The 18,165-nt window shown below is 69.2% G+C and carries 17 protein-coding genes; 2 read left to right on the top strand and 15 right to left on the bottom strand.

The features are described from left to right. The 4 genes from JWQ81_RS38195 to JWQ81_RS38180 all read right to left on the bottom strand — a co-directional run bounded on the left by JWQ81_RS38195 (position 1) and on the right by JWQ81_RS38180 (position 5,750). The gene (locus JWQ81_RS38195; RefSeq protein ID WP_297549522.1) at positions 1 to 2,154 is read right to left on the bottom strand and encodes an MMPL family transporter; all 2,154 of its coding nucleotides are present in this window, start codon (positions 2,152 to 2,154) and stop codon (positions 1 to 3) included. A 110-nt stretch (positions 2,155 to 2,264) separates the two neighbouring features. Next, positions 2,265 to 3,224 carry a Rieske 2Fe-2S domain-containing protein gene (locus JWQ81_RS38190; protein ID WP_297549520.1) on the bottom strand — a complete coding sequence of 320 codons (960 nt, stop codon included), beginning with the start codon at positions 3,222 to 3,224 and terminating at the stop codon, positions 2,265 to 2,267. A gap of 109 nt (positions 3,225 to 3,333) precedes the next feature. Then, positions 3,334 to 4,527 (bottom strand): hypothetical protein, encoded by a 1,194-nt coding sequence (locus JWQ81_RS38185; protein ID WP_297549518.1) that lies wholly within the window; start codon positions 4,525 to 4,527, stop codon positions 3,334 to 3,336. A 935-nt stretch (positions 4,528 to 5,462) separates the two neighbouring features. Beyond that, entirely contained in the window at positions 5,463 to 5,750 is a 288-nt protein-coding gene (locus JWQ81_RS38180) for a hypothetical protein (protein ID WP_297549516.1), read from the bottom strand. A gap of 3 nt (positions 5,751 to 5,753) precedes the next feature. Here JWQ81_RS38180 and JWQ81_RS38175 point away from each other — a divergent pair, with 3 nt between their 5' ends. Further along, the gene (locus JWQ81_RS38175; protein ID WP_297549514.1) at positions 5,754 to 6,182 is read left to right on the top strand and encodes a CoA-binding protein; all 429 of its coding nucleotides are present in this window, start codon (positions 5,754 to 5,756) and stop codon (positions 6,180 to 6,182) included. 79 nt (positions 6,183 to 6,261) lie between these two features. Here JWQ81_RS38175 and JWQ81_RS38170 read toward each other — a convergent pair whose 3' ends face one another. From JWQ81_RS38170 to JWQ81_RS38120, 11 genes are read right to left on the bottom strand one after another with little or no spacing between them, the layout of a single operon-like run. Next, positions 6,262 to 7,626, bottom strand: coding sequence for an FAD-linked oxidase C-terminal domain-containing protein (locus JWQ81_RS38170; RefSeq protein ID WP_297549512.1), 1,365 nt, complete (start codon positions 7,624 to 7,626; stop codon positions 6,262 to 6,264). Further along, complete coding sequence (locus tag JWQ81_RS38165; RefSeq protein WP_297549510.1) at positions 7,623 to 8,783, bottom strand: acyl-CoA dehydrogenase family protein; 1,161 nt, start codon at positions 8,781 to 8,783, stop codon at positions 7,623 to 7,625. The genes JWQ81_RS38170 and JWQ81_RS38165 overlap by 4 nt, the downstream gene beginning before the upstream one ends. A gap of 34 nt (positions 8,784 to 8,817) precedes the next feature. After that, positions 8,818 to 9,840 (bottom strand): ABC transporter substrate-binding protein, encoded by a 1,023-nt coding sequence (locus JWQ81_RS38160; RefSeq protein WP_297549508.1) that lies wholly within the window; start codon positions 9,838 to 9,840, stop codon positions 8,818 to 8,820. 10 nt (positions 9,841 to 9,850) lie between these two features. Further along, entirely contained in the window at positions 9,851 to 10,924 is a 1,074-nt protein-coding gene (locus JWQ81_RS38155; protein ID WP_297549506.1) for an LLM class flavin-dependent oxidoreductase, read from the bottom strand. Between the two features lie 17 nt (positions 10,925 to 10,941). Further along, complete coding sequence (locus JWQ81_RS38150) at positions 10,942 to 12,027, bottom strand: LLM class flavin-dependent oxidoreductase (RefSeq protein ID WP_297549504.1); 1,086 nt, start codon at positions 12,025 to 12,027, stop codon at positions 10,942 to 10,944. 2 nt (positions 12,028 to 12,029) lie between these two features. Beyond that, a complete protein-coding gene (locus JWQ81_RS38145; protein WP_297549502.1) occupies positions 12,030 to 13,007 on the bottom strand; it encodes an ABC transporter substrate-binding protein in 978 nt (325 codons plus the stop codon). 25 nt (positions 13,008 to 13,032) lie between these two features. Beyond that, positions 13,033 to 13,740, bottom strand: a complete 708-nt coding sequence (locus JWQ81_RS38140) for an ABC transporter ATP-binding protein (RefSeq protein WP_297549500.1) — start codon at positions 13,738 to 13,740, stop codon at positions 13,033 to 13,035. Positions 13,741 to 13,742: 2 nt separating this feature from the next. Beyond that, positions 13,743 to 14,606: an ABC transporter permease gene (locus JWQ81_RS38135; RefSeq protein ID WP_297549498.1), complete on the bottom strand. Its 864-nt coding sequence runs from the start codon at positions 14,604 to 14,606 to the stop codon at positions 13,743 to 13,745. Further along, a complete protein-coding gene (locus JWQ81_RS38130; RefSeq protein WP_366942372.1) occupies positions 14,603 to 15,682 on the bottom strand; it encodes a rhodanese-like domain-containing protein in 1,080 nt (359 codons plus the stop codon). The genes JWQ81_RS38135 and JWQ81_RS38130 overlap by 4 nt, the downstream gene beginning before the upstream one ends. Beyond that, a complete protein-coding gene (locus tag JWQ81_RS38125) occupies positions 15,676 to 16,431 on the bottom strand; it encodes a ketopantoate reductase family protein (protein WP_297549496.1) in 756 nt (251 codons plus the stop codon). Before JWQ81_RS38125 ends, JWQ81_RS38130 begins: the two co-directional genes overlap by 7 nt. After that, entirely contained in the window at positions 16,428 to 17,183 is a 756-nt protein-coding gene (locus JWQ81_RS38120; RefSeq protein ID WP_297549495.1) for a lysophospholipase, read from the bottom strand. Before JWQ81_RS38120 ends, JWQ81_RS38125 begins: the two co-directional genes overlap by 4 nt. Positions 17,184 to 17,425: 242 nt before the next feature. Between JWQ81_RS38120 and JWQ81_RS38115 the strand changes: the two genes are divergently transcribed. Then, a complete protein-coding gene (locus tag JWQ81_RS38115) occupies positions 17,426 to 18,073 on the top strand; it encodes an ABATE domain-containing protein (RefSeq protein WP_297549493.1) in 648 nt (215 codons plus the stop codon). Positions 18,074 to 18,165 lie beyond the last annotated feature (92 nt).

Here is an 18,165-nt window from a genome sequence, read left to right as displayed (position 1 = left end):
TCAATCCTTTCCGGCTGTCACGGCAATCCTCTCGGGTTCGGCCGGCTTCGGCGCGTCGGTGGGCAACCGGAGCAACCGTGCAGCCCACTCCGGCATCCACCAGTTCGCCTTGCCGAACAGTGACACCATCGCCGGTAGCAGCAACATCCGCACCACGACCGCGTCGAGCAGGACCCCGGCGGCCATCCCGGACGCGAGCTGACGGACCGTCGGGTCACTGGCGCTGGTCAGCGAGGCGAGCGCGAAGAACAGGATCAGCGCGGCGCTGGTCACCAGCCTGCCGGTCCGCGACACCCCCTCGATGATCCCTTCCCTGGTCGAGCCGGTGCGGTCGTAGCCCTCACGCATCCGGGCCAGGATGAACACCTCGTAGTCCATCGAGATGCCGAACAGGAACCCGAACATCAGCATCGGCACGAACGTGTCGACCGAGCCGGTCGCCGACACGCCCCACAACAGGTTGGTGCCGACACCGTGCTGCCACATGATGACCACGACGCCGAACGTCGCCGCCACCGACACCGCGTTGAGCAGTACTGCCTTGGCGGGCAACAGGATCGACTTCAATCCGCGGGCCAGCAACAGGAACGTCACGATCGCCACCAGCCCGAACATCAGCGGGAAAGCGCCGTAGGTGGCGTTCACTTCGTCAACCTGCTGCGCGCCGTCTCCGCCGACCTGTGCACCGGCGGTCACGGTGTGGCGGACGTCGTTCAGCGCCGATCCGCCCTGTGCGGTGGCCGTTTCGGTGGTCGGCAGGACCATCACCAGCGCGCCGCCGCCCTGCTGCCACGCCGGGCCGGCCGCGGTGATGGCGCCGTGCACGCTGGACAAGCCCGCCAGCGAGGTGGCCACTGAGTTCGCGTTCGCCGCCGAGGGCACCACGACCGGGATGGTCGTCAGCGTGCCGCTCGGGAATCCGTCGGCCTCCAGCGCGTGCAACCCGTCGGCGTAGGTGCTGGTGTTCGCGACCGCCGAGGCCGTCGGCTGCGCCACGTTGATCGTCGTCGCGACCCCGGCCAGACCGCCCAGAATCCCCAGGCCGAGCAGGGTGGCGGCGACCCGGTGCCGGATCACTCGGTGTGACCACCAGGTCCAGAACCGGCTCGCGTTCCCACTGGATTTGCGCCGGGGCCGGTCCAGCGCCGGCCCGACCGCGGACAGCACCATCGGCAGCAGCGTCAACGCCACCAGCATGGCCGTGGACGGAATGAACAGGCCGGCGATACCGATACCGCGCACGAGCGACACCGGAATCGCGATCAAGGCGAACAGCCCGAGTGACGCGGTGATGCCGCTGAACATGACCGCGTGTCCGGCCCGGCTCATCGCGGCCGCCACCGCCTCGGTGTTGGACTTGCCCGCGGCACGTTCCTCACGCCAGCGATTCACGATCAGCAGCGCGTAGTCGATCGACAGGCCCAGACCCAGCAACGCGACGATGTACTGGACGGCGGGATTGAACGGCTGGCTCGACGGGATGATGTACGTCAGCGCGTAAATGAACAACTGCATGGTCAGCACCGAGACCAGCGCCATGATCAGTGGCAGCAGCGCCAGGAATGACGCGAACACCCACGCCAGCACGAGCAACGCGCCGAGAGCGCCGATCAGTAGTTCGGCCAGCACGCTCGAATTGTGCTGGGCGGCGCCGCCGGACGCGAGAGCTTGCAGGCTGGTGCTGTGCACCGTCGCGCCGGGAACAGCGGTAGTGGCGGCACTGTTGAGCTGGTCCAGTACCTCTGGCGGGACCTCAGCGCCTGCTTTCGGCGGATACGCCAGCAGGATCGTGCTCGTACCGCCCTTCCCGATCAGGGCGGGATTGGCTGTCGCGGCGTAGGAGATCTCCCGCAGCTGGGGCACGGCCTTCGCGATGCCCGCGTCGAGGCCCTGCAGTTGAGCATGCACTCCCGGCGAGTCGACGGTCGTTCCAGCGGGAAGATCGATCACCACCACGGCCGGATTCGACGCGGCACCACCGTATTGTGCCGCGATCTGCTGGTTGGCCGTGTATGCCGGACTGCTGAGGCTGGTGCCGCTCACCAACCGTCCCGAAACGGATGGCGCCAGCACCACCCCCACGATCGTGATCGCCAACCACATCAGCCCGACCAGCACCCGGTGCCTGGCCACCCATCTATTCAGCAACTCCACGGCGTTCTCCTAGGCCTTGTCCATCAGGTCAGCGCGAAGCGTAGGAAAACCCCGCTTTCGCCCCGCTTACGCAAGTGGTCAGCGCATGTATTCGAGGTGGAACCGGCAAATCAGGTGATGGTGACCTGTCCGTTGACGACCTTCACCGGGACCTTCTTCAGCGGTGCGTTCGCCGGCCCTCCGGTCACCTGGCCGTTCTGGTCAAAGGTCGAGCCATGACAGGGGCACCGAAAACCAGGCCCGGTGTAGGAGACCGGGCAGCCCTGGTGGGTGCAGGCGGCGTTGAACGCCATGAAGGTGTCTGCCGCCGGGTGCAGCAGATAGGCGGGGGTGCCGTTCGGCGCGGTGAAGCTTTTTGATGATCCGACGGCGACGTCGGCGGCGGCAGCGATCACGGTCGCGGCGCCCGGCGTGGCAGCCGGCGGGTGGCTGGCGTTCCTCGGGCGCCGCGCGAGCGCCAGAGCGCTGCCCGCGGCGACACCGACCGCGGCGACCGCCGCCGAGATGAGGCCCGCCCGAAGCAGGGTGCGTCGCTCGACTTCGTCCTGTCCGGTCGCGCCTTCATCGAGCGTGAGATCCAGCCGACGGCGCACTGCCGCACGCAGCCGGGTCGTCACCGAGAACACCCCGCCATCGCCCGCGATCAACAGCGGGGTCCAGGCGAAGGCGAAACCGAGGTCAGCCCCGTAGTAGTACGGCCTGGTCGTCCAGCTCACCGTCAGGAAGAAGCTGAGCGCGAGCATGATGCCGCCGAGGGCCGCTACCCGGGTGAACAGTCCCAGCAGCGCGCCCAGCCCGACCGCCACCTCACCGAAGGCGATAGCCAGCCCCGTGACGGTCGAATAGTCGGCACTTGTCGACACCAGAGCGCCGATCGGGGAGGTCGAGGCGGCGTGCAGCATCTGGGCGTGGACGCCGAGCGGCGAGGCGTCGTCCAGATAGTGCGGATCGAGGATCTTGGAGAGCCCGGCGTACACAAAGGTGATACCGAGAAAAGCGCGTAGCGGCAGCAGTGCCAACGCAGGCGACCACAACTGGGCGACTCTACGGCCGAAGGCGGTGGAAGACATCACGAAGAACACCCTTTCCCTGGTACGAAAAGAAAAAGGACCGGATGGAGGCTCGGCGAGCTCATTCGCCGAGCCTCCACACGACCCGAAGCCCTCGCAATCGCCCGCGTTACTTCCTGGCTGACACGGTCAACAGGCCGAGGCACATTTCGTCACTGGTGCCGTCTCCCCAGACCACGTAGCGCGGCGGGAGCTTCTTCAGTTCCGGGAGTTGTCCGCGCAGGGTGGCGTCGTGGGTGCAGGTGACCCGTAGCATGTCTCCGGGATTGACGTCGATGGGGGCGGGCAGCGGCCGGACCTTCTGATCGTCGAAGTTGAATGCCGGGACATCGAGCAGGGTGGTGGCCTTGGCGGTGCCGGGGTTGAGTTCCACCTTGATCGAGCGTCCGAGCAGGTGCATGTGTCCCATCGCCGCATACACCGTCATGGGTGCCGGTACCGGTACGTCGCAGTGCTGGGTGTTTCCGGGCACCGGTGTGCCATTTCCACATTCGTTCACCAGCTTCGCTTCTGTGGCGCCGACTTCGGGGCCGAAGCGATGAGCGACGTCGGCCACCGCGGTGGCGCGGTCGCACAGCGGACCGGTCTCGCCACTGGCGCAGGGCAGTTCGATCGGTCCCTGCAACGGCAAGGTGTCCAGCGGCTTGGTGGCCGGTGTGCCGTCGGTCAGGCGCAACCGGACACTGGACTGGTCCGACCCGGCAGAGTGGCCGTCGGTGGCGAGCAGGTTGTAGTGCACCTGAAGGATCAGCAGGCTGCCCTGCTGCAAGGGGAATCCGACGTCCTGGCTGAGGATTGTCTCGGAGTTACCCGGGGTCCAGGTGTCGACCCACGCCGACCGCTGGTTGCCGCCCAAGCCGTCGTTGCCGAAGCAGGTCCAGCCTTGACCCGGCGACGCGGCATCTTTCGCGCGGGCCGCTGCCGCCTGCTCGGGCGGGATCGCGAAGACGATGGCGTGGTGCACGATGGGCGCGTTCTGGGGCTGGAACTGGGTTCCGGTCAGGAACGCTGTCTTGGTCAGGTGTGGATCGACGATCAGGCAGCGATACTCGTCGGTGCCACCGCTGGGCGCGGACGGCGTGTAGGGCTGCGGCACGCTCAGGTTGAGGAACCGCTCGCCGGGCCGGAGCGGTTGCGCCGCCGGGGCCGGCGGGGCGGACATGTCGTGGCTGGAGGGTATGGCCGCCGGCGTTCCGCCGGCGGCCGTGGTGGAGCCCGACCCGCACGCGGCGACCATCAGCGTCATCGCCACCGCGCCCGTTGCCAGAGCGAGCATGCGCAGCGGACTTATCCGTTTCGTCATGATGTCCTTCGTGTCTGGGGGTTTGTCACCTGGCGAGATCGTGACCGGTGGTTCCTTACCGGAACCTTTCAAGCCATGGACGGCGTCCTGTCAGGCAACGCACGACTTTAGAAGGAGATCGCGGCGTTGGCCGGTGGTCGCGTCCGACAGCGAATCTGTGGCTCGCGCGGTAGTTCGCTGAAGGGCAGGTTTCCGGAAAGGGGATGGGGGTCTATTACCGGTGTATCGCGCGGACACTGGAGTCACGATCTGCGCTGTTGGGTGGGCACTCGAAGACGGTCAATCTGCGTGAGGGCGTCGTGATGCCGAGGCTTCGCGAGTGGCTTTGCCCGGTCGCTCGGACGATCGTCGCTCGGCGGCGCAGAAGCGGTTGAAGGATGCCGAGTCGAAGTGAGGCGGCTTCAGGCTGCGATCGAGGCGGGAGTGGATCGGGTTGCTCTGGTCGATGCGATCAACGTCGCGCACCCTGCGTGTCAGGCGGCGCGGAGTGGGTGCGAGCACTTGCCCGAGTCGGTCCAGATCGATCGGGCTGAGGTATACGCAAACACACCCTGCACCTCGACCGCGACTGGCCCTGGGCCGAACACCTCGCGAACGCCTTCACCCGGCTGCGCACAGCGCCCTGGCCAGACTGACCCGCACCTTCTGCCCCCACGACCAAGGACCCTCGGAACCCGCCCGCCGACGCGACAGCCGGCCCACAACCACGCCCACACCACGGTTTCCGCCCACAACGGAGCCACAGCGCGAACTTCCAGCCAACCCCACAACCCCATGAAAGATCGAGGCTAGGGTAGCCGCTGTCTCTTGTGTCAAGTCTGTGTCCGAGGGGATGGTCTGCCGGACGAACGTCTGTGCGGCGACGTTGTATTTGTGCAGCCGGATCGAAAAGCGGAATTGTATGGCGGAATTGATCGACAATGTCTTTGACGGCTTCAAGAGGCGCACATCTTATAGTTTCCGCATTCTGCCGTGATCTCGGCCGTCTCCTGAGCCGCGGAGAGGAAGTCGTCGACCACCGGCGACGTGCGCGATGCCGCCACCGCGAGGCATACCTGGGCGGGCGCCAGATCCGTGACGGGCACATAGCTGACGTCCGGATGTGAGTAGAACACGGTCGCCGAACGGGCCAGGAACCAGATGCCCCGGCCTGCCGCGACATGCTCGAGCGGCTCGTCCACCCCGCGCACCAGGTATCCGCCGCTGACGCAGGTGTTGGACACGGAATGAGCAGGACCGCCGAAGAGATACTCGCCGGGGCCAAGACCATTGCCGTCGTGGGACTGAGCCGCGACCCGGACAAGGCCGCCCACGGGGTGCCCGCGGTATTGCAGGCACACGGGTTCCGGATCATCCCGGTACACCCGTCGGCGACCGAACTGCTCGGCATCTCCGACGCGACCAACCCGGTCCTGAACGGCGCTTTCGGTACGGTCAAGCACAGCTTGATCGCCAATGGCACCACGTTCACTCTCAATCCCGCCGACAACCCCAACGTCAAGGGCCTGCTGTACCTGAGCACCGCCACCCAGGCAATACCAACGCCTTCTTCGTCCGGGCTTCCGGTGATCAGCCCGGTGGACGGGTTGATCGTCAGGTGTCGTAGGCGGTGGTCGAGGTCTCGGCCGTGTCGATGTGCAGCCTCAGATAGGTAAGGCTAAGTTTTTACCGAACGATTGCCTTCGCCTCGTCGTCGGCCCGGGCACCGTGCGGCTCGGCTAGGTGGGGAATTTTTCACAGCGCCTTGCCCGGGTTGAGTGTTCCGTGCGGGTCGAACAGGCGCTTGAGGCCGTGCTGTAGCGCCAGGTTGTCCTCGCCGAGTTCCTCGGCGACCCACTGCCGCTTGAGGACGCCGACACCGTGCTCGCCGGTGAGAGTGCCGCCCAAGCGCAAGGCCAGGGCGAACACCTCACCGGCGGCGGCCCACACGGGTGCGGGCACGGCGCGCTCGGCGCGGTCGAACACGAAGATCGGGTGCAGGTTGCCGTCTCCGGCGTGCGCGAGGGTGGCGACGGTGACTTGGTGGCGGTCGGCGATCTTGGTGACGGCGGCGACCGCTTCGGCGAGCCGTGACCGGGGTACGGCGATGTCCTCGATGAGCACCCGGCCCTGCTTCTCCAGCGACGGCAGGGCGAGCCGCCGCACCGCCACCAGTTCATCGGCGACAACCGGGTCGTCGGTGATCGACACCGTGCTCGCGAGGTCCGCGATGGCCGCACGGACCGCTTCGGCCTCGGCCATCGCGCCGGTGCCGTCGGTCTGCGTCAACAGGAGCGCGGCGCCGCGGACCCGCAGGTCGGTGCCCTGTGCGGCGTCGACGGCGGCGAGCACGGTGGCGTCGAGCAGTTCGGCCACCGCGGGCTGGATCCGGGCGCGAGTGATCGCGATGCTCGCCTCGGCGGCGAGTTCGACAGAGTCGAAGAAGGCGGCGACGGTGGCGGTGGCGACCGGGATCGGGCGCAGCCGCACGGTCGCGCTCGTGACCACGCCGAGCGTGCCTTCCGAGCCGACGAACAGCCCGGTCAGGTCGTACCCGGTGACGCCCTTGACAGTTCGCTGTCCCGTGGTGATCAGCGATCCGTCGGCGAGGACGACTTCCAGCCCGAACACGGAGTCCCGGGTGACGCCGTACTTGGCGCACCGCAGACCGCCGGCGTTGGTCGCGATGTTCCCGCCGATAGTCGAGATCTCGACGCTGCCCGGGTCAGGTGCGTAGCGAAGCCCGTGGGCGGCCGCCGCACGGTCGAGGTCCGCGGTGAGCACACCGGGCTGCACGACCGCCGTCTGGTCGATCGGTGAGATGTCCGTGATGGCGTCCAGGCGCGTGGTGGACAGCACGAGTTCCCCGCTGGTCGCGGTCGCCGCTCCGGCGAGTCCGGTGCCTGCCCCGCGGACGACCACCGGGGCCCTCAGCCCGTCCGCGATCCGCAGGACGGCTTGGACCTCGGCGGTGGTCGCGGGGAACACCACTACCGACGGGAGGCCGTCGGGCTCCCAGCCGGACCGGTCGTGCCGATGGCCGCGCAGGAAGTCGGGGTCCGTACGCACTTGGTCGGCCGCGAGCACCCGGCCGAGCCGCGCGACGAGCTCGTCGGTCATCGGCGGGTTCCGAGGACGGCACGGCCGATCGTCAGCAGCGCGGTGTCCTCCTGCGGCGCGTGGACCCCGGCGGACTGGATGTCGCGGAAGTGGCGTTCGAGGGGGTTGTCCTGGCTCAGCCCGGGATTGCCGAGCAGGCGCAGCGCGATCCGGACCGCGTCGAGCACGTGGCGGTCGGACAGCGTTCGAGCGCCGAGCGCCCGCGTCGCACCGACGGGCTCGCCGCGGTCGAACCGTTCGGCCAGGCCGAACAGCAGCTCCTCGGAGCCGGAAAGGAGCACCTCGATCTCCCCGGCGGCCTGCTGGAACCGGTCGGTGGTGGACACAGGCCGGCCGAGGTTCGCCGGGACGCGCTCGTGGGCGAAGCGGTGGAAGTACTTCTGCGCGGCTCGGCCGACTCCGAGATACAGCGACGCCAGCGGCAGCGCGATTGCCCCGATGGCCAGGTTGTCCTGCTCGGCCTTCGCGCCCTTTTCCGTCGCCTCGATGAGGTGGGTGTCGGGGATTTCGACGTCGGTGAAGAGCACGTCGTGGCTGCCGCTGGCCCGCATGCCCAGCTGGTTCCACGCCCGTCGGACCTCGATGCCCGGGCTCCCACCTGGCACGGCGAAGGTGCCCACGCGGGGTACGGGCTCGTCGGTGGCGGCCCACACGAGGAAGTAGCTCAGCCCCTCCGCGCCGGTGGCGAACCGTTTGTGGCCGGTGATCGACCAACCGGTCGACGTGCGGCGAGCCCGTGTCGCGGGCAGTCCGCCTCGGGCGGGCGATCCGAGTTCCGGTTCCACTCGGACCGCGTTGAGCAGAGTCGGGTGCTCCGCGGACTCCGCGAGCACAGCGGCGTACAGCTCGGCCGGCCAGGACGGGTTCCGCGCCTGCCTGGCGTGAGTGAGCAGGGTCATCGCGCTGATCAGCGCCACCGACGGGTCACCCTCGCCGAGTGCCGCGAGCACGCGGGACTGGTCGGCGATGCCGATTCCCGCGCCCCCGAACCCGGTGCCGATCGACGCGGTGAGCAAGCTGGCCTCGTGCACGGCCGCGATCGCGGCGGCCGGGAAGTCCCCGGTGCGGTCGTAGTGCGGCGCTGTCCTGGCCAGGGTCGCCGTGACGTCGGCCAAGGACGCCAGCCGCGGCGGGCGCAGCGCGGTGAGCTGGGTCATTTCTCCTCCGCTGAGAAGAACACGTCGTCGGGTGTCATGAGCGCTCCTGCTTCGCCAGCGCGGTGGCTAGGTCGGTGTTGAGGGCGTCGGTCCAGAACGTGGCGACATCGAGCTTGCCGGGCAGGACCTTGAGCTCGGTGAACACGTCCGCGACGGCCTGCTGCGAGGAGATCGCCGACGGGCTGGTCGCCACCAGCGTGGTGGGGCGTTGCGCCTCGCCTGACTGAAGCTGGCTCAGCGCCTGGTCCACCGATTCGTGGGTGGCGGTGGCCGTTTTCTGGGCGAACTGCTGCTCGTGGCCGTTGCGGATGAAGGCGTACGACTGGTTGATCCGAGCCAGCAGATCGACCGTCGCGGCCCGTTTCGCCGGGTCGGCGATGGTCGCGGTCGACGCCTCCCACGGGAAGTTCCCGGACAGGATGTCCTTACCGTCGCCGATGGTCCGGCCGCCGTTCTGGCGCACCGCGATGATCGAGTTCCCGTAGCTGGCCAGAGCGTCGATCGCGCCGCTGTGCAGTGCGGTGACCCCGTCGCTCGGGCTCAGCGGCGCCGCGGTGATGTCCGTCCACTTGAGACCGGACTGGATCAGGAGCTTGTCGAGGAAGTACTGCGCGGTGGTGTTCTGGACGTACCCGACCTTCTTGCCCTTGAGCTGCGCGACGGAGGTGAGCGCCGAACCGGGGCCGACGACGACCTCCTGCAGCAGGGTGTTGGCCTGCTGCACGGCGACGACCTTGAACTTCGCGTTGCCGGCCGCGGCGGCGAAGATCGGCGGGATCTCACTGCTCTCGGTGAGGTCGAGCGCGCCGCCCTGCAGGGCCTGCAGTTGCTTGTCACCGCCGGAGAACACCGGCCACTGGACCTGGTACGGCGTCTTGTCCAGACCGGCGACCTGCAAAGCGGCCTGCGCGGTCGCCCAGCCGGTCGCGCCCACCCGCAGCGTGACGGACGAGAGATCGCCGGTGGTCGGGCTCGCGTCGGACTGGGCGCTACACGCCGACGCGGTCGCGATCAACGCGGCGACGGCGAGCAGGACACGGACGCGAGCTCTGGACATCGGAGGCCCCTCAGGCGGCTTGGGTGCGGTGGGCGAGTTCTTGGCGGACCAGCGGCAGGACGTACCGGCCGAGGTCGATGGCGTCGTTGAGCGGGTCGTAGCCGCGGACGGACAGCAGTTCGCAGCCGATGTCGACGTAGTCGAGCAGCGCCGCCGCGACGGTTTCGTAGCTGCCGACCAGTGCCGTGGAGCTCCCGGCGCCGCCGGTGGCCGACGCGGTAGGTGTCCACAATGCACGGTCGTGCCGTTCGCCTTTCTCGGCGACGGCGAGAAGTCGCTGGGAGCCGACGTTCTGCGGTCCCGCGGCCACCGGCGTCCGCGCGGTGAAGTTGTCCTTGATACCGCCGAGGATCCGCTCGGCACGTTCCCAGGCGAGTTCGTCGGTGGCGGCGATGATCGGCCGGAACGACACCCAGATCCGCGGCCGCGGGCGGCCCGCGGTATCGGCGTAGCCGTTGACGGACGCGATCTGCTCGGCGGTTTCGGCGAGCGGCTCGCCCCACAGGCCGAACACGTCGCCTTCGGCTCCACCCAACTGGTACGCGGCGTCCGACGAACCACCGACCGACACAGTGAGCCCGCGATCGACCGGGAGTACCGAGGAGGAGTAGTTCTCGAACTGGTAGTACTTCCCTTCGTGGCTGAAGGGCTCCGAGCTGGCCCACGCGCGACGCAGGATGCGGATGTACTCGCCGGCCCGCTCGTAGCGTTCGTCCTTGCCCAGGTAGTCGCCCTCACGACGTTGCTCAGCGTCGTTCCCGCCGGCGAGGAAGTGGATGCCGAGGCGGCCCTCGGAGAGCTGGTCCAGCGTCGCGAACGCGCGGGCGGTGTTCGTCGGGAACGTCACGCCCGGCCGGTGCGCGAGCATCACCTTCAGGCGCTCGGTACGGCTGAGCACCGCCGCCGCGAGCTGGTTGGACTCCGGCGACGCCGAGCCGTAGGGGACCAGTGTCCAGTCGAAGCCGCCCTCGTCGTAGGCGCGCGCGAACTTCTTGAGGTAGGCCTGATCGATCGCGGGACCGCTGTGCGCCTTGTCCTCGCTGTAGTAGCTGGCGCCGATCATGCCGACGAATTCGACCGTCATCGGGTTCTCCCTTCTTCTTAGGCGGCTTGGGCGCGGTGGGCTAGTTCCTGGCGGACCAGCGGCAGGACGTTGCGCCCGAGGTCGATGGCGTCGTTGAGCGGGTCGTAGCCGCGGACGGACAGCAGTTCGCAGCCGATGTCGACGTAGTCCAGCAAGGCCGCCGCGACGGTTTCGTAGCTGCCGACCAACGCGGTCGAGCTGCCCGCCGCGTTGGTCGCGGTGACCAGCGGTGTCCACAGTGCACGGTCGTGCAGCTCGCCACGGGCGGCGACGTCGAGCAGTCGCTGCGAGCCGACGTTGGCCGGCCGGGTGCCCGCCGGGTAGTGCGAGGAACGCACCCGCGTGGGCCGGACGGCTTGGACCCGGTCCAGCGTCCGGTAGGCCTTTTCCCAGGCGAGCTCGTCGGTCTCGGCGATGATCGGCCGGAACGACACCCAGATCCTCGGCCGCGGGCGGCCCGCGGCGTCGGCGATGGTGTTGACCGAGGCGATCTGCTCGGCGGTCTCGGCGAGCGGCTCGCCCCACAGGCCGAAGATGTCACCCTGCTGCCCGCCGACCCGGTAGGCGTCCGCGGACGAGCCGCCGACGGAGATCGGGATGGTCGGCTGGAACGGGCGGACGTCGGAGCGGAAGTCCTCGAACCGGTAGTGCTTTCCCTCGTGGGAGAACGGTTCCGGCTCGTGCCAGGCACGGCGCAGGATCTGGATGTACTCGTCGGACCGCTCGTAGCGCTCGGTCTTGGTCAGGTAGTCGCCTTCACGGTGCTGCTCGCTGTCGTTGCCGCCGGAGATGATGTGGATCGCCAAGCGCCCGGCGCTGATCTGGTCGAGCGTGGCGAACGTGCGTGCGGCGTTGGTCGGGAAGACCACGCCGGGCCGGTGGGCGAGCATCGGCTTGATCCGCTCGGTGTTCGCCGCGACGAACTGCGCCAGCTGGTTGGAGTCCACCCAGGACGAGTGGTAGGCGACGAGCGTGTAGTCGAAACCGCCGTCGTCGAGCGCGTGGGCGTACTTGCGGGCGTACTCGACGTCGAAGCCCGTTCCGGCCGGGTTGACGTCCGAAGCCTGATTTGCGTTGACCGCACTGATGAATTCGACGGGCATGGTCAGCTCTTTCCCGGCTGGTAGACGCTGGTGTCGGTCACCGAGGCGACTTGGACGTCAGCGGGTAGCGAACCGATCTGGTGCATCAGGTCCGAGACGGCCTGGACCTTCGTCACTACGTCTGGCGAGACCGGGCCGGCCACGGAAGCGCCGTGCGCGACGACCTGTGTGGCGACCTCGGGGTCGACCTTGTTGGTCTGGGCGTAGACCTTCGCGTACGCGGCTTGGTTGGCGCTCGCCCACGCTTCGGCTTTCGCGAGCCGGTTGAGGAAGTCCGCGATCGCCGCCTTCTTGCCGGGATCGCTCAGCGAGGACTCCGCGGCCGAGATGAAGCCGATGCCGCTGACCCGGCCGTTTTGGCCGTCGACGAGGACGCGCGCGCCGGACTTCAGCGAGATCGAACCGTACGGGTCGAAGGTCGCCCAGATCGGGGTCTGGCCCGAGTTGAACGCGGCCTGCGCCGCTGCCGGCAGCACATACTGCACGGTGACGTCGGAGTACTTCAACCCGGCCTGTTGCAACGCCGCCGCGAGCAGGTACTCGGCGATGCTGCCGCGGGCGGAGGACACCACGACCGTCTTGCCCTTGAGGTCGGCGACCGTCTTGACCGCCGAATCCCCGCGCACCAGGATGACCGTCCCCGCGCCGGAGGTCTGCAAAGCCTCGACGAGCTTGATCGGGAGCTTGCCGCTGATCGCGGCCAGGGTGGGCAGGTCGGCGGCGGACCCGGTGTCCACCGCGCCGCCCTGCATCGCCTGGAACAGTGGCGCGGCGCCTTGGAACTCGGCCCATTTCACCTGGTACGACGTCCCGTCGAGGGCGCCGGCGGCTTTCATGAGTGTTTGCAAGCCGTTGGCCTGATCGCCGAGGGTGAGCGTGACCTGACCGCCGGAGGAGGCCGTGGCGGAACTGCCGCAGGCGGCCAGGAGCACCGCTGCCGCCGCCGTGGCGAGTACCGCGGAAATCCGTCTGCTGAACATGGAACTCCTAGAAGGTGTTGGGTCTTCAGGCGTGGACGCCGAGGCGGCCGAGCAGTTCGGTGCGCAGCCCGACGAGCGCCGGATGGCCGACCTCACGCGGCCGGGGCAGGTCGACGGACACCTCGTGCGCGATGACGCCGTTGTCCATCACGAGGACACGGTCGGCCAGCAGCAGCGCTTCTTCGACGTCGTGGGTGACGAGCAGGACGGCGCATTCGTGCCGGGTCCACAGCTCGGCGACCAGCTGTTGCGCCTTGACGCGGGTCAGCGCGTCGAGGGCGCCGAACGGCTCGTCGAGCAGCAGCAGGTCCGGCTCCCGGACCAGCGCCCGCGCCAGCGACACACGCTGCGCCTCACCGCCGGACAGCGTCTTCGGCCAGACCTTCGTCTTCGCCGACAGCCCGACCTCGTCGAGATACCGCTGTGCGAGTTCGCGGTCGGGACGGCCCGGCAGGCCGAGGACGACGTTCTGCCACACACGTTTCCATGGCATCAGCCGCGGCGCCTGGAACGCCACCGCGTGCCTGCGGGGAACGGTGACGAGCCCGTCGATTTCGGCGTCGAGGCCCGCGAGGATCCGCAGCAGTGTGCTCTTCCCGCAGCCGCTGCGGCCGAGCAGGGCGACGAACTCGCCGGGCCGGACGTCGAGGTCGAGGTGGTCGAGGACCGTGCGTTCGCCGAAGGTCTTGGACAGGCCCCGGATGTGCACGGCGGAGGTCTCGGTGGTGGTCATCCTCACGCCCCTTCGAACGACGAACGCCAGGCGAGCAGATACTTCGTGCCGAGCCGGACGACGAGGTCGCAGACCAGGCCGAGCACGGCGTAGGTGACCAGGCAGACCACGATCACGTCGGTCTGGAAGAACTGCTGCGCGTTGTTCATCAGGTACCCGATGCCCTGCGACGCGTTGACCTGCTCGGCCCAGACCAGCGCGAGCCACGCGGTGCCGAGCGCGTACCGCAGCCCGACGAGCGCTCCGGGCAGCGAACCCGGCAGGACGACGTGGCGGATGAGCCCCCAGCGGCCGAGCCCGAGCACCCGGCCGGCTTCGACGAGCTGCGCGTCGACGCCCCGGATCCCGGCGTAGACGTTGAAGTAGATGGGAAAGGTGACTCCCAGCGCGACCAGGGCGATCTTCGGTTCCTCGTTGATGCCGAACCAGATGATGAACAGCGGGATCAGCCCGACCCAGGGCAGTGTCCGGAACATGCCGACGGTCGAGTCGACAAGGTCTTCGCCGATCCGGAACAGCCCGGCGACCAGCGCGAGCGCCAGTCCGACGGCCGCGCCGATCACGAACCCGTAGAGCACCCGCTGGGCCGACACCGCGATCGCGGCCGGCAGCTCGCCGTCGCCGATCATGCTCACCAACTTGCCGAAGACGACACCCGGTCCGGCGAGCACGTCCGGCGAGAGCACGCCGGTGGCGCTGAGGAGGTACCAGAGCAGGAGCGTGCCGACCGGTCCCGCGGCCCGGCGCACCGGGCGGGGCGGGCTCCAGCGACGGGACGCCCGGACCGGCTCGATCGTCACGAGGTCCGTCTTCGCCACTGTTTTCGACACGGTGCGGCGGCTGACTCGTTGCTGGGTGGTGGTCATCGGGCCTCCTCGCCGGTGGCGGCGGGACGGGCGGGGTCGGACGACCAGGCGGACCACGAGCCGGGGAACAGTGCCGCGTCTATTCCCGCGATGGCGAGCGCGGCGACTTGGTGTGCGGCGGTGACGCCTGATCCGCAGTAGACGCCCACCTTCGTGCCGCTCAGCTGACTGAACTGTTCCCGTAGTTCCGCGGTGGGCCGGAAAACGCCGTCCGAAGCGAGGTTGTCGCCGGTCGGGGCCGACAACGCGCCGGGGATGTGCCCGGCCCTTGGGTCGACGGGTTCGACCTCACCGCGGTAGCGCTCACCGGACCGGGCGTCGAGCAGGACGCCGTCGGCGGCGAGCGCGGCGGCTTCGTCGGCGGTCAGCGTCGGCAGGTGTCCCACGCCGAGTTCGATGTCGCCCTCGGGTGGGGTTTCGTCCCCTGTGGACAGTGCGAAGTCCCGCGCGCGCCACGCGCCCAGCGCGCCGTCGAGGATGCGGACGTCGGTGAGCCCGGCCCACCGCAGGAGCCACCAGGCCCGGGCCGCCGCGGTGCCGCCGTTGTCGTCGTAGACCACGACCGGACGTCCGGCGGTGATTCCCCAGCGCCGGGCCGAGATCTGCAGGGCGGCGATCTCGGGCAGCGGATGCCGACCGGATAGCGGTTCGGCCGGCGCGGCGAGTTCGGTGTCGAGGTCGACGTAGACCGCGCCCGGGAGGTGTCCGGCCAGGTAGTGCTCGCGGCCGCCGGTGTCGCCGAGCGCCCAGCGCACGTCGAGCAGCACCGGTGGCCGATCGCCCGCGAGCTGCCGGTGCAGCCCGGTGGCGTCGATCAGCACCGCGCGCCGGGACAGCTCGGGCAAGGTGGTCAGGAGGTCGGCGTCGTCCAGCGTGCCGGGCTCGATGCCTTCGGCGGCCGCCTGCTGGACACGTTCGGCGAGCGCTGCGTTCCAGGGCGCGGTCCGGCCGAGCAGTCTCGCCTGCAGCGCGATTTCGCCGTAGAGGTAGTCGGTTTCGAGTGAAGACGACCGCGTGAGGCTCTGCCACGTCGAACTGCCGCCGCGCTCGTGGCCGGGAATCGGCCGCCTCACCACGGTTCGGCCAGCTCACCCGGGTCGAGCTCGGCGATCGAGGACCCCGCGGCTTCGAGTGTTTCGCGTGCTTCGGCGCGGATGGCGCTCGCGGCGACGGACCGCAGTTCGCTGGGCGGGTAGAGCGCGTCGAGCGCGATCGCGACGTTGACGAGCAGCTTGCCCGCCTTCCAACCGGCGATGTCCGGTACGACTCTGGTGACGAAGTTCGCGGCCCGAAGGTGTTCGGAGATCTCGGCCAGGCGCGCGTCTTGTCCGCCGGGGTAGGCGCCGAGCCACACCGCGCCGACCGAGGGTGTCGCGGGCGAAACGACCACGCCCGGATCGAGGTAGGTCGTCGCGATCCAGACCACCCCGCCGAACACGGTCGCGAAGCGGCGCAGGGCCGCGCGCTCGTTGTCAAGCCCGTTCTGCAGCGTGACCACCGGCAGGGCAGTGGCTGCGGTACGCACGCCGTCCGCGGTCTTCACCGGGCGCCAGGCCCACCTGCGCAGGACGTCTTCAGTGTCTTGGGACTTCGTCGCCAGCAAGAGGATGTCGTGGTGATCGAGTTCGACCTCGTCGGGTCCGCCGGCGACGGGCACGTGTACGCGGCGTTCACCGTCCGGGCGGAGGTACCGCAGACCGTGTGCGCGCAGGGCGTCGAGATGAGCGCCTCGGGCGATCAGGACCACGCGGCGGCCGGCCTCGTGCAGTTCCGCGGCGACTGTGGCGCCGACAGCGCCGGCGCCGATGACCACGTACCTCGTCATGCCGGCTGCTCCTTACCGCTGGTCTGCCCGACGATCAGGGGGAGGTCCGAGCCCAGGCGGAGCCGCTCGAGGAAGAGCACCACGCTCGCGGCGACACTGCGGTGGTGCGAGGCGTTGAGCACGTCGTGCCTGCCGTCGTCGACGGTCAGCAGCTTCGCGTGGGGGAGTCCGGAGTAGACGGACCGGATCCGGTCGATCGGGCTGATGAAGTCGTTGTCGCCGTGCAGGCCGAGTACGGGAACCGTGACCGCGGCGAGGTCGAGCGGCTCCCGCAGGGCCTCGGGGATCCGCTCGCGGGTCAACGCGCCCGCTGTCAGGAGCCCGCTGTCTCGCAGCAGCCGTTGGTGGCCGGGGCAGGAAGCGCGTTGGTCGGCTTCCGAGTCCGGATCGACCGAAGTGTCCAGCGTGGTGTCGGGTAGACCCGCGAGGACGAGCGCGTCGACCGTCACCGAGCCGAGCGCCGCCAGCCGCAAGGCGAGGAGGGCGCCGGTGTCCGAGCCCGCCAGGATGGCCGGGCCCGGCCGTTCGTGGGCCTCGAGCAGGGATTTGACCTGCGCGCTCACGCCCTCGATACCTTCGTCGCCGCCGGTCGGGTCTTCGACGACGTGCACCCGGTAGGCATCGGCGGCGAGCCGCCTGCCGAAGCGCTCGTACAGGCCGGGGCGTTCCCCGCGGCCGGGCAGCACGACCAGGGTGCCGCGAGCCGCCAATCCGGCCGGTTCGCTCCAGGCGAGCGGGGCGTTCGTGGTCATCGGAGGGTCCTTCTTACCGTCGGGGGTCGTGTTTCCCCGCTGGTGCAGGGGCTTCGGGAGCAACAGAGCGCATCGGTCCGCCCTGACGGATTCGAGACTCGCTGGGCTAAAGTGAGTTGTCAAACCCCTCACGCGAGGTGGGATAGTGAGCGAGGAGCCTGGACAACGCGGATCACGTGAGGTACAGATCGATGGTTGGCCCACAGCAGTCGGGCAGTGACTCTCAAGACAAGGGGTGGACGGTGCCGGCGACGACCCGACGAGCTGGTGGTGCGAGCGCGGTACTCGATCCGCTGGTCGCGACCAAGGACCTGCGGCGGGCGGGATTCCCGTTCCGCTCCGGCACGCCGTGCCTGGACTTCGTCGCCACCCTCGCCAAACGCGGCATGGGGGACCGCGAGCTCATCGGCGGCCCGGCCGCGTTCGCGACCTGGCTCCGCGCGGCTGAACTCCCCGCCGTGCATGAACCGGTCTCCGCCGAAGACGTGCTGGGCGTGATCGAACTGCGTGAGGCGATCCACGCGTTGACGCGCGCTAGGGTCGACGAACGTCCCTTGCCGCGTAAGGCGATCCAGCGGGTCAACCGCGCCGCGCAGATGGGCACCCCGTCGGCGTCGATGGCGCTCGACGGCGAAACGCTGCTGCCACCGACAGCAGCTTCGCTCGCTTCCGTCCTAGCGATCGTCGCCAGGGACGCGATCGACCTGTTCACCGGCCGCTACGGGCACCGGATCCGGGCCTGTATCGGCCACGACTGCTCGCTGTTCTTCGTCGATCGGTCCCGGCCCGGTTCCCGCCGCTGGTGTGCGATGGCCGCGTGCGGCGAGAAGGCCAGCTCCGCGACCTACCGCCAGCGGCACAACGGCGGCGCGGCTGTCGCTCAGGGGTGACCGGGCTACCCGGGCCGTAGTGTCCGGCGCTCGCGGCGAGTGGGGGGATGCCGACGGTGTGCAGGCCGACCGCGCGGAGGGCGTGGCGCTGA

The sequence above is a fragment of the Amycolatopsis sp. genome (assembly GCF_025464955.1).
In the GTDB taxonomy this organism is placed as follows: domain Bacteria; phylum Actinomycetota; class Actinomycetes; order Mycobacteriales; family Pseudonocardiaceae; genus Amycolatopsis.
This window is presented reverse-complemented; position numbering and strand designations above follow the sequence as displayed.

Excerpts from the sequence above, each read along its gene's own strand:
- JWQ81_RS38190 (WP_297549520.1), bottom strand. The coding sequence starts at position 3,224 with ATGTCTTCCACCGCCTTCGGCCGTAGAGTCGCCCAGTTGTGGTCGCCT.
- JWQ81_RS38185 (WP_297549518.1), bottom strand. The coding sequence starts at position 4,527 with ATGACGAAACGGATAAGTCCGCTGCGCATGCTCGCTCTGGCAACGGGC.
- JWQ81_RS38175 (WP_297549514.1), top strand. The coding sequence starts at position 5,754 with ATGAGCAGGACCGCCGAAGAGATACTCGCCGGGGCCAAGACCATTGCC.
- JWQ81_RS38170 (WP_297549512.1), bottom strand. The coding sequence starts at position 7,626 with ATGACCGACGAGCTCGTCGCGCGGCTCGGCCGGGTGCTCGCGGCCGAC.
- JWQ81_RS38165 (WP_297549510.1), bottom strand. The coding sequence starts at position 8,783 with ATGACCCAGCTCACCGCGCTGCGCCCGCCGCGGCTGGCGTCCTTGGCC.
- JWQ81_RS38160 (WP_297549508.1), bottom strand. The coding sequence starts at position 9,840 with ATGTCCAGAGCTCGCGTCCGTGTCCTGCTCGCCGTCGCCGCGTTGATC.
- JWQ81_RS38155 (WP_297549506.1), bottom strand. The coding sequence starts at position 10,924 with ATGACGGTCGAATTCGTCGGCATGATCGGCGCCAGCTACTACAGCGAG.
- JWQ81_RS38150 (WP_297549504.1), bottom strand. The coding sequence starts at position 12,027 with ATGCCCGTCGAATTCATCAGTGCGGTCAACGCAAATCAGGCTTCGGAC.
- JWQ81_RS38145 (WP_297549502.1), bottom strand. The coding sequence starts at position 13,007 with ATGTTCAGCAGACGGATTTCCGCGGTACTCGCCACGGCGGCGGCAGCG.
- JWQ81_RS38140 (WP_297549500.1), bottom strand. The coding sequence starts at position 13,740 with ATGACCACCACCGAGACCTCCGCCGTGCACATCCGGGGCCTGTCCAAG.
- JWQ81_RS38135 (WP_297549498.1), bottom strand. The coding sequence starts at position 14,606 with ATGACCACCACCCAGCAACGAGTCAGCCGCCGCACCGTGTCGAAAACA.
- JWQ81_RS38125 (WP_297549496.1), bottom strand. The coding sequence starts at position 16,431 with ATGACGAGGTACGTGGTCATCGGCGCCGGCGCTGTCGGCGCCACAGTC.
- JWQ81_RS38120 (WP_297549495.1), bottom strand. The coding sequence starts at position 17,183 with ATGACCACGAACGCCCCGCTCGCCTGGAGCGAACCGGCCGGATTGGCG.